A 7,394-nucleotide genomic window follows, 5' to 3' on the forward strand; every position below is an offset into this window, starting at 1 on the left:
ACTCGCGACCCCAACCTTGGCAAGGTTGTGCTCTACCAACTGAGCTATTCCCGCAATTTTCAAGATTGTCAATTCAACAAATCATTGCATGGGTGCGTATTATATAGATTTTTATTCATACGTCAAGATTTTTTTGATAAAAATATAAAAAATTTTAGTAAAATTTTAAAAATATCATTAATTTCAATCAGTTATACTTTTTAAAAAATTAAAAAAAGCCCACCAAAAACAAAACATGGCGGGCTGAGGAAAACTATCAATAAGTCTTAAATATAGATATGGGGATGATATCCATATAATCAAGCCAAAAGCCATGATTGACCGCCCGAACAATAAAAAATGACAAATAAATTGGCAAAAATCATCAAAAGTAAGGTATCATAAGCCCAAAATTATCCACCCAACAGCCAAGCAACGAGCAAAGTCAACCATGACCCAATCAAGCCACGCCAAGGACACCATCTTCAACCTGCCCAATAATCTGACCATCGCACGCATCGTGATGATTCCGCTTTTTATTGCCATTGCTTATTGGCCGCCCGCGCTTGGTATCGGCGTTCCTGCCATTCCTAATAACGCCATTGCGCGCCTTGGGATGCTTGAATACAGTGACAGCATGTTGCGGCATTTTTTATTGACTTTTTTGTTTATTTTGGCGGCGATTACTGATTGGCTGGATGGGTATTTGGCGCGTAAGATGAACATTACTTCTGCCTTTGGCCGATTCTTAGATCCTGTGGCGGACAAGCTGATGGTCGCTGCCGCGCTGATCATCTTGGTGCAGTGGCACCCCAACATCGTCATGGCGACCTGCGGCATCGTCATCATCTCACGCGAGATCGCGGTGTCTGCACTTCGCGAATGGATGGCAGAATTGGGCGCAAGAACCAGCGTGGCGGTATCTTATGTCGGTAAATTAAAAACCACCTTCCAGATGATCGCCATATCGGTACTGCTACTAAATTGGCAAAGCTTAGAAATCCTAGGCTACATCCTGATGATCATCGCGGTGGTGCTGACGCTGTGGTCGATGATGATCTACCTAAAAGCCGCTTGGCCTTATCTAAAAAAACCTTAGAAAAACCCATCGCGATGATGGGTTTTTTGTTGCCTTCAAGCTCTTTTAAATAAATTCATGGCAACCCAAGCAGGTCCGATGAGCAAAAACTGTAAATCCTCAAAGAAAGACGGCTTAGCCCCTTCTATCTTATGCCCAACGAACTGCCCAATCCATGCCACCACGAAGATGGCAATCCACACACCAACATGCCAATTAACCAAAAGCACAAAGCCAACACACAGCGCGATGAATACCGCCATCGCTAAGAACAGCGATAAGGATAATCTAAGATAAAACCATAGCACGCCTACAGCCGCCACAGCCATCAATATCGGGCTAATATTCATGATCAAGGCCACAATGGTCAAAAAAATCACAGGCACGCAGATGACATGAATGAGCTTATTGGTGTGGTCTTGATGGCTGACCGCGTATTCATCAAGCCACGACTGTAGCGATTTATTGCTTACGAGTAACGACATACAAACTCCTTTTTATTCATCAATCAAGCAGCAATTATTACTGCTGCTCGCTTCTTTGCCAACCGTACAATCCCACAACGGCATTAATCTGATACACCATGGTCTGAATGGCGAAGATGATGTTGCCCGACATGATATTGACAATCAGCCACACGAAATTCACACCGATCCACAACCACCAGTTGAACGAATAACGCAGAATCATCGTCACCTGAGCCGTGATAGACAGCACGAACGCCACCACGTTAATCCAAAAGAAGCTCACCCCAAAGAACCGACTGCCATCATCTTCGATCACGCCATAACCCTGCGCGATGAGCCATTCATTAATCACAGGAAACAGCATCAGCCCGACCGCGACGAATACAGCCGTTACACCCCAGATGTATTTGTTGGCGGTCTTGGGAATCATGTTGCCATCATCATCGGTGTGCCCACGCCAATTAATCATGCCATAGACATGAGTAAAAAAGTTAAACATTGGCGCAAGCATCAGCCCGACCGCGCCAGACGTGCCCTGTACGACAACCTCGCCTGCCGTCGCCAGCACGCCCAAGCCGTTACCGACCAGATTCTTACGAAATGACAATCCCACCACGCACAAAAGCCCGATGATAGACACGCCAAAATAAAACCAATCCAATCCCGAATGCACCGTGGTACGCCAAAATCCGGTAAACAGCGCCGCCGCCCCGAATATGAACCAAGTCAGAATCCACTGCTTGGTCCAATCCCTCTCACCAAAACCTGTGATATTATCCAAAAATGCAATCTTCATCCTACCCTCACTCATTGCGCGCTGCCATGTGTTAATTTAAGCACATGCTGATCAATATATCGAACCGCCTGCAGATATCTTTGGTGATAATCATCGTCGTCTATCATATATGGCGATATCCCGTGCCGCTCGAGCACCGTTAATAATCTTGTGGCAAATCGAGAACGCTGCTTTTGGTTGCCTAGGCGGCGCATGCCATCCGCCACCCATTTGACATTATTATCCAAATAGATGGTGTGATCCATGCGCATCTCATCGGCCAATGCTGCGACCACAGGATGGGTACGCCCCTCATATTCTTCGCAGAACGCCTGCGTGGTCACAAAGTCCGTATCCACCAGCACAATCGGCGCTGTGGCATGTTTTTTTGCATCTAGAATGGCGCGCGCATGATTCACCGCGATGGCTGTATAATCTGAATACTGAAGACCGACCTCCGTGCCACCCAGATCGCTGTGCGTGTATAACCGCCCCATCTCCAGCGCAACCGTCGCCCCATAGTGATTGGCAAGCTTATGCACTAAGGTGGTCTTGCCCGAACTCTCACCGCCAACGATACACACCGTCTGCACATGGTCCGACTTGGCGGACGGTGCTAATTTATCAAAGTATAAAATGGGATTGGCGCCAATATCTAATTTATCATATTCATTGATAGCAAGTGCTGATTGACCATCTGTGTCTTTTTTGATGAATGTGATTACATCAGTATCAGCAGAATCGGAGGCCACCTTGGCCAGCACCTGCTGAATCATCGGCTCATCGGGCAGACCCCCTTGTACATAATCACCCGTTACAGGTAACTCAAGGCTGTCCGATGTATGCACCCTAACAAAATCAAAATGCTCACAAGCCACTTGCACCCATCGAGCCTTATCCTGCAAGGTCAGCTTAGTATGATGCCGATGCTCGCTGGGCGTGACGATGATGTGCAGTGTGTTGCACCGCCCTGCAGCGATGTTAATGTCCTGAAGATGTCCCAAATGCAACGGCTCGAACCGCCCTATCAAAAGTCCTATACTCATGAAAATCCTTGTATTCCAAAAATTACGATGCCTTATTAAAGACTAAAAACCCAAAAGATTCATCATTATAACAAATTTCCACACCACCCACGACAAAAGCCCAAAAAGATTACAAAACAACAAAACGCTGCACAACACTTAGCATTTGGGTTTTGTAGTGCTTTGGTAACTTGGGCTGATTTTAAATTGAAAATTACGCCAATAAGCCTCAAATTAATAGCAAGCCAATAAATTTTTTAAGGAATAATCATGACCAAAATGACAAAATTACACCGCTCCACCAAACACCGCGTACTAGCAGGCGTACTTGGTGGTTTTGCCGAATATCTGGGCTGGTCGCCAACCACCGTGCGTGTGCTATTCTGGGCGGTCATTATCTTTAGTGCGGGCGTTACCTTGCCTGTGGCACTATTCGCCTATCTGGTGATGTGGCTAGTCATGCCTGAAGCCACGCCTGCTTCGTATGCCATCGAGCACGAACACCGCTACTAAGCTGCTTTATTAACAAAAACCACGTGAAAACGGTGGTTTTTGTTTTTTGTCATTGGTAAATTATGCTAAAATACGGATAAATTTTTACCCATAAAAGTGACTAATCATGAAAACGCCATTAACCTTTCAACAAATTATCCTAACCCTACAAAACTACTGGGCAGAGCGTGGCTGTGTGGTCTTGCAACCTTATGACATGGAAATGGGGGCAGGGACGTTTCATACCGCCACATTTTTGCGTGCTTTAACGCCCGAAAAATGGAACGCCGCCTACGTTCAGCCGTCTCGCCGTCCCACAGACGGTCGTTATGGCGACAACCCCAACCGCTTGCAACACTACTACCAATTCCAAGTTGTCTTAAAGCCAAACCCTGCCAATATCCAAGAGCTGTATTTGGGTTCTTTGCAGGCGTTAGGTATTGATACACTAACTCATGACGTGCGTTTTGTGGAAGACAACTGGGAGAGTCCAACGCTTGGGGCGTGGGGGCTTGGCTGGGAAGTGTGGCTAAATGGCATGGAAGTCACCCAGTTTACCTATTTTCAGCAGGTGGGCGGGATTGAGTGTTTCCCTGTAACAGGCGAGATTACTTATGGCTTGGAACGCCTTGCCATGTACATTCAGGGCGTGGATAGCGTCTATGACCTTGTGTGGACGGACGGCGAGTTTGGGCGTGTCACCTATGGCGACGTGTTTCACCAAAACGAAGTGGAGCAATCCACCTATAATTTTGAATATGCAGATGTTAGCAAACTCTTTGATTTATTTGACTTTTATGAGCATGAAGCCGACCGTCTGGTGGGCGTAAATCTGCCATTGCCTGCCTATGAAATGGTACTAAAAGCAAGCCATACCTTTAACCTATTGGACGCTCGTGGGGCGATTTCGGTTACCGAACGCCAACGCTTTATCTTGCGTGTACGAACACTGGCTCGTAAGGTGGCGGTCAGCTATGTGCAAGCTCGTGCCAAATTGGGCTTTCCGCTTGCTGATGAAGAGCATAAGGCGGAAGCTCTTGAAAAATGGCTTGCCAAAGAAGAAGATTGATTTTACCATCACAACCTTTTGATTAACTAGGACGCATCATGAACACCAAATTGATTAAATCACTATCTGTATTATCACTTATCGCCCTTTTAACCGCTTGTGGTTTTGGCGGTAATAGCGACAGCGAAACCAACGAACGTGGCAACGACCGCACCGAGCAGTCAGAACGTCAAGATCGCGACAATGATAATGACAACGACCGCAATGATGATCGCGATAACGACAACAATCGTGATAATGACGATGACCAAGATAACGACAACCGCAATGGTGACCAAGACGGTGACAGAGATAACGATCGTGACAACGATGATAACGACCGCGATAATGACGACAATGACAAAAATTAATACCAAACAAATATGATGTCGGTTATTAATCAAACCCTATATCGTGTTTTATGGTTAATTAAATGTAAAAGGTTAAAATGAGCACAATCCTATTTGAACTTGGCACCGAAGAGTTGCCCCCAAAATCCCTAAAAACCCTACAAAATGCCCTATACGACCATGTCAAAACGGCATTGGGCGAGCAAAACATCGCTTTTGATGACATCAAGGCATACTCCGCCCCACGCCGTTTGGCACTACTCATCAAAGGCGTGGGCGACTATCAGCCCGACCGCACCGAAACCAAAAAAGGCCCAAACATCAAGGCAAGTTTTGATGCTGACGGTAATTTGTCTCGTGCAGGGCAAGGCTTTTTGCAAGGGCTAAATGCCAACGGCTTAAACCTTACCAAAGATGATTTAATCACAATCAGCGACAAAAAAGGCGAATACATCGCTTATACACTTACCATTAAAGGCGAAAAAGTTACCGACCTGATGCCAAGCCTTATCCAAAAGGCGTTGGATGACTTGCCGATTGCCAAACGTATGCGTTCTGGGGCGAGCAAGGATGAATTTGTCCGCCCTGTGCAATGGGTGGTACTCATGGCGGACGATGCCGTCATCCCTGCACGCATTCAAGGGCATGACACGAGCAATCGGTCTCGTGGTCATCGCTATCACGCCCCTGATTTTTTTGTGATTGACCATGCCGAGCATTATGAGAGCCTACTTGCCGAGCGGTTTGTGGTGGCGGATTTTGCCAAACGTCAAGCGGACATTGTCGCCCAAGTCCAAAAACTCTCCAATGAGATTGGTGCGAACGCCATTGTTCCTGATGAGTTGCTGGATGAAGTTACCGCCCTTGTGGATTATCCTGTTGCCCTGAGAGCAAGTTTCCCCGAGCGTTTCTTAGCCGTTCCTCAAGAAGCCCTTATCAGCACCATGCAAGCCGACCAAAAATATTTTTGTCTCACGGACGATAACGGCAAGCTAAAACCCAACTTTATTTTTATCAGCAACATTGACAGCCTTGACAAATCTGCGGTGATTTTGGGTAATGAAAAAGTGGTACGCCCACGCCTGTCGGACGCTGAATTTTTCTTTTTGCAAGACCAAAAACGTCCGCTTGCCGACTTTGCCGAAACCCTAAAAACCCGAGTGTTCCAAGACAAACTTGGTACGATTTGGGAAAAGGGTGAGCGTATCGCCAAATTGTCCGCCAGTATTGCCACGCAAATCGGTGCAAATCCAGATAATGCTAGCCGCGCAGGTATCTTGGCGAAGGCGGATTTGGCGACCACATTGGTGGGCGAGTTCCCCGAATTGCAAGGCATTGCAGGAACTTATTACGCCCACAAATCAGGCGAAAAAGCAGACGTGGCGAACGCCATTAGCGAGCAATACCTGCCCAAATTTAGTGGCGATGAATTACCAAAAACGCCAATCGGCATCGCCCTTGCCTTGTCCGACCGCTTAGATACTTTGGTGGGTATTTTTGGCATCAGCCAAGCTCCAACAGGCTCAAAAGACCCATTTAGCCTAAGACGAGCAAGTATTGGTATTTTGCGTATTTTGATTGAAAATAAATTGCCGTTAAATCTAGCGAGCCTTGTGCGTGAAGCGATTGCTAATTTTGGCGATAAATTAACCAACGCCAATACCTTTGATGATGTCATGGAGTTTGTGGGTTCGCGTTATCGTGCCATGTACACCGAGCAGGGCGTGAACGTGGATACCATTCAAGCCGTGCAAGCCATTAACCCACAAAGCCCGCTTGATTTTGATGAGCGTATCCGTGCGGTGCAGGCGTTTCGTGCGTTGCCACAGGCACAAGTATTGGCAGAAAATAACAAACGTGTTGCCAATATCCTTGCCAAAGCCGACAATGTGGGCGAGAGTGTGCAGGAAAATCTTTTGACCGAAACGGCAGAAAAGGCGTTGTATCAGGCGATTTTGAGTGCCAAAGAGACGGTAAAACCCTTGCAGGATAAGGCGGATTATCAAGGGGTATTGACCGCCTTGACCGCCTTGGCAAGCCCATTGACCGAGTTTTTTGACAATGTCATGGTAAACGCCGATGATGAAAACCTAAAAAACAACCGCCTAGCCTTACTTGGGCAGGTGCGTACACTGTTTTTGAGCGTGGCGGATATTGGGGTGCTTCAAAGCTAATTCTGC

At 46.7% G+C, this 7,394-nt stretch carries 8 protein-coding genes; 5 read left to right on the forward strand and 3 right to left on the reverse strand.

The window, feature by feature from the left end; all coding sequences use genetic code 11:
* Positions 1-430 precede the first annotated feature (430 nt).
* Entirely contained in the window at positions 431-1,078 is a 648-nt protein-coding gene (gene pgsA / locus GY683_RS08655) for a CDP-diacylglycerol--glycerol-3-phosphate 3-phosphatidyltransferase (protein WP_112743353.1), read from the forward strand.
* Positions 1,079-1,113: 35 nt separating this feature from the next.
* Here the strand turns inward: pgsA and GY683_RS08660 are convergent, their stop codons facing one another.
* From GY683_RS08660 to nadR, 3 genes are read right to left on the reverse strand one after another with little or no spacing between them, the layout of a single operon-like run.
* Positions 1,114-1,542, reverse strand: coding sequence for a DUF962 domain-containing protein (locus tag GY683_RS08660; protein WP_297288345.1), 429 nt, complete (start codon positions 1,540-1,542; stop codon positions 1,114-1,116).
* A gap of 37 nt (positions 1,543-1,579) precedes the next feature.
* Positions 1,580-2,320, reverse strand: a complete 741-nt coding sequence (gene pnuC / locus GY683_RS08665) for a nicotinamide riboside transporter PnuC (RefSeq protein WP_297288350.1) — start codon at positions 2,318-2,320, stop codon at positions 1,580-1,582.
* Between the two features lie 11 nt (positions 2,321-2,331).
* On the reverse strand, positions 2,332-3,345 hold the full coding sequence (gene nadR / locus GY683_RS08670; RefSeq protein WP_297288346.1) for a multifunctional transcriptional regulator/nicotinamide-nucleotide adenylyltransferase/ribosylnicotinamide kinase NadR: 1,014 nt from the start codon (positions 3,343-3,345) through the stop codon (positions 2,332-2,334).
* A gap of 249 nt (positions 3,346-3,594) precedes the next feature.
* On the opposite strand from nadR, the gene GY683_RS08675 reads away from it, so the two are divergent.
* The 4 genes from GY683_RS08675 (at position 3,595) to glyS (ending at position 7,388) form a co-directional block, all read left to right on the forward strand.
* A complete protein-coding gene (locus tag GY683_RS08675) occupies positions 3,595-3,837 on the forward strand; it encodes a PspC domain-containing protein (protein WP_112743357.1) in 243 nt (80 codons plus the stop codon).
* Between the two features lie 106 nt (positions 3,838-3,943).
* Complete coding sequence (gene glyQ, locus GY683_RS08680; protein ID WP_297288347.1) at positions 3,944-4,885, forward strand: glycine--tRNA ligase subunit alpha; 942 nt, start codon at positions 3,944-3,946, stop codon at positions 4,883-4,885.
* A 38-nt stretch (positions 4,886-4,923) separates the two neighbouring features.
* Positions 4,924-5,235, forward strand: coding sequence for a hypothetical protein (locus tag GY683_RS08685; protein ID WP_297288348.1), 312 nt, complete (start codon positions 4,924-4,926; stop codon positions 5,233-5,235).
* 77 nt (positions 5,236-5,312) lie between these two features.
* Positions 5,313-7,388, forward strand: coding sequence for a glycine--tRNA ligase subunit beta (glyS, locus tag GY683_RS08690; protein ID WP_297288349.1), 2,076 nt, complete (start codon positions 5,313-5,315; stop codon positions 7,386-7,388).
* Positions 7,389-7,394: the final 6 nt, after the last annotated feature.

It is taken from the genome of Moraxella sp., from assembly GCF_024227015.1.
Classification (GTDB): Bacteria; Pseudomonadota; Gammaproteobacteria; order Pseudomonadales; family Moraxellaceae; genus Moraxella.

Coding starts and splice junctions, on each gene's coding strand:
- GY683_RS08685 (WP_297288348.1), top strand. CDS start 4,924: ATGAACACCAAATTGATTAAATCACTATCTGTATTATCACTTATCGCC.
- GY683_RS08675 (WP_112743357.1), top strand. CDS start 3,595: ATGACCAAAATGACAAAATTACACCGCTCCACCAAACACCGCGTACTA.
- GY683_RS08660 (WP_297288345.1), bottom strand. CDS start 1,542: ATGTCGTTACTCGTAAGCAATAAATCGCTACAGTCGTGGCTTGATGAA.
- pnuC (WP_297288350.1), bottom strand. CDS start 2,320: ATGAAGATTGCATTTTTGGATAATATCACAGGTTTTGGTGAGAGGGAT.
- nadR (WP_297288346.1), bottom strand. CDS start 3,345: ATGAGTATAGGACTTTTGATAGGGCGGTTCGAGCCGTTGCATTTGGGA.
- pgsA (WP_112743353.1), top strand. CDS start 431: ATGACCCAATCAAGCCACGCCAAGGACACCATCTTCAACCTGCCCAAT.
- glyQ (WP_297288347.1), top strand. CDS start 3,944: ATGAAAACGCCATTAACCTTTCAACAAATTATCCTAACCCTACAAAAC.
- glyS (WP_297288349.1), top strand. CDS start 5,313: ATGAGCACAATCCTATTTGAACTTGGCACCGAAGAGTTGCCCCCAAAA.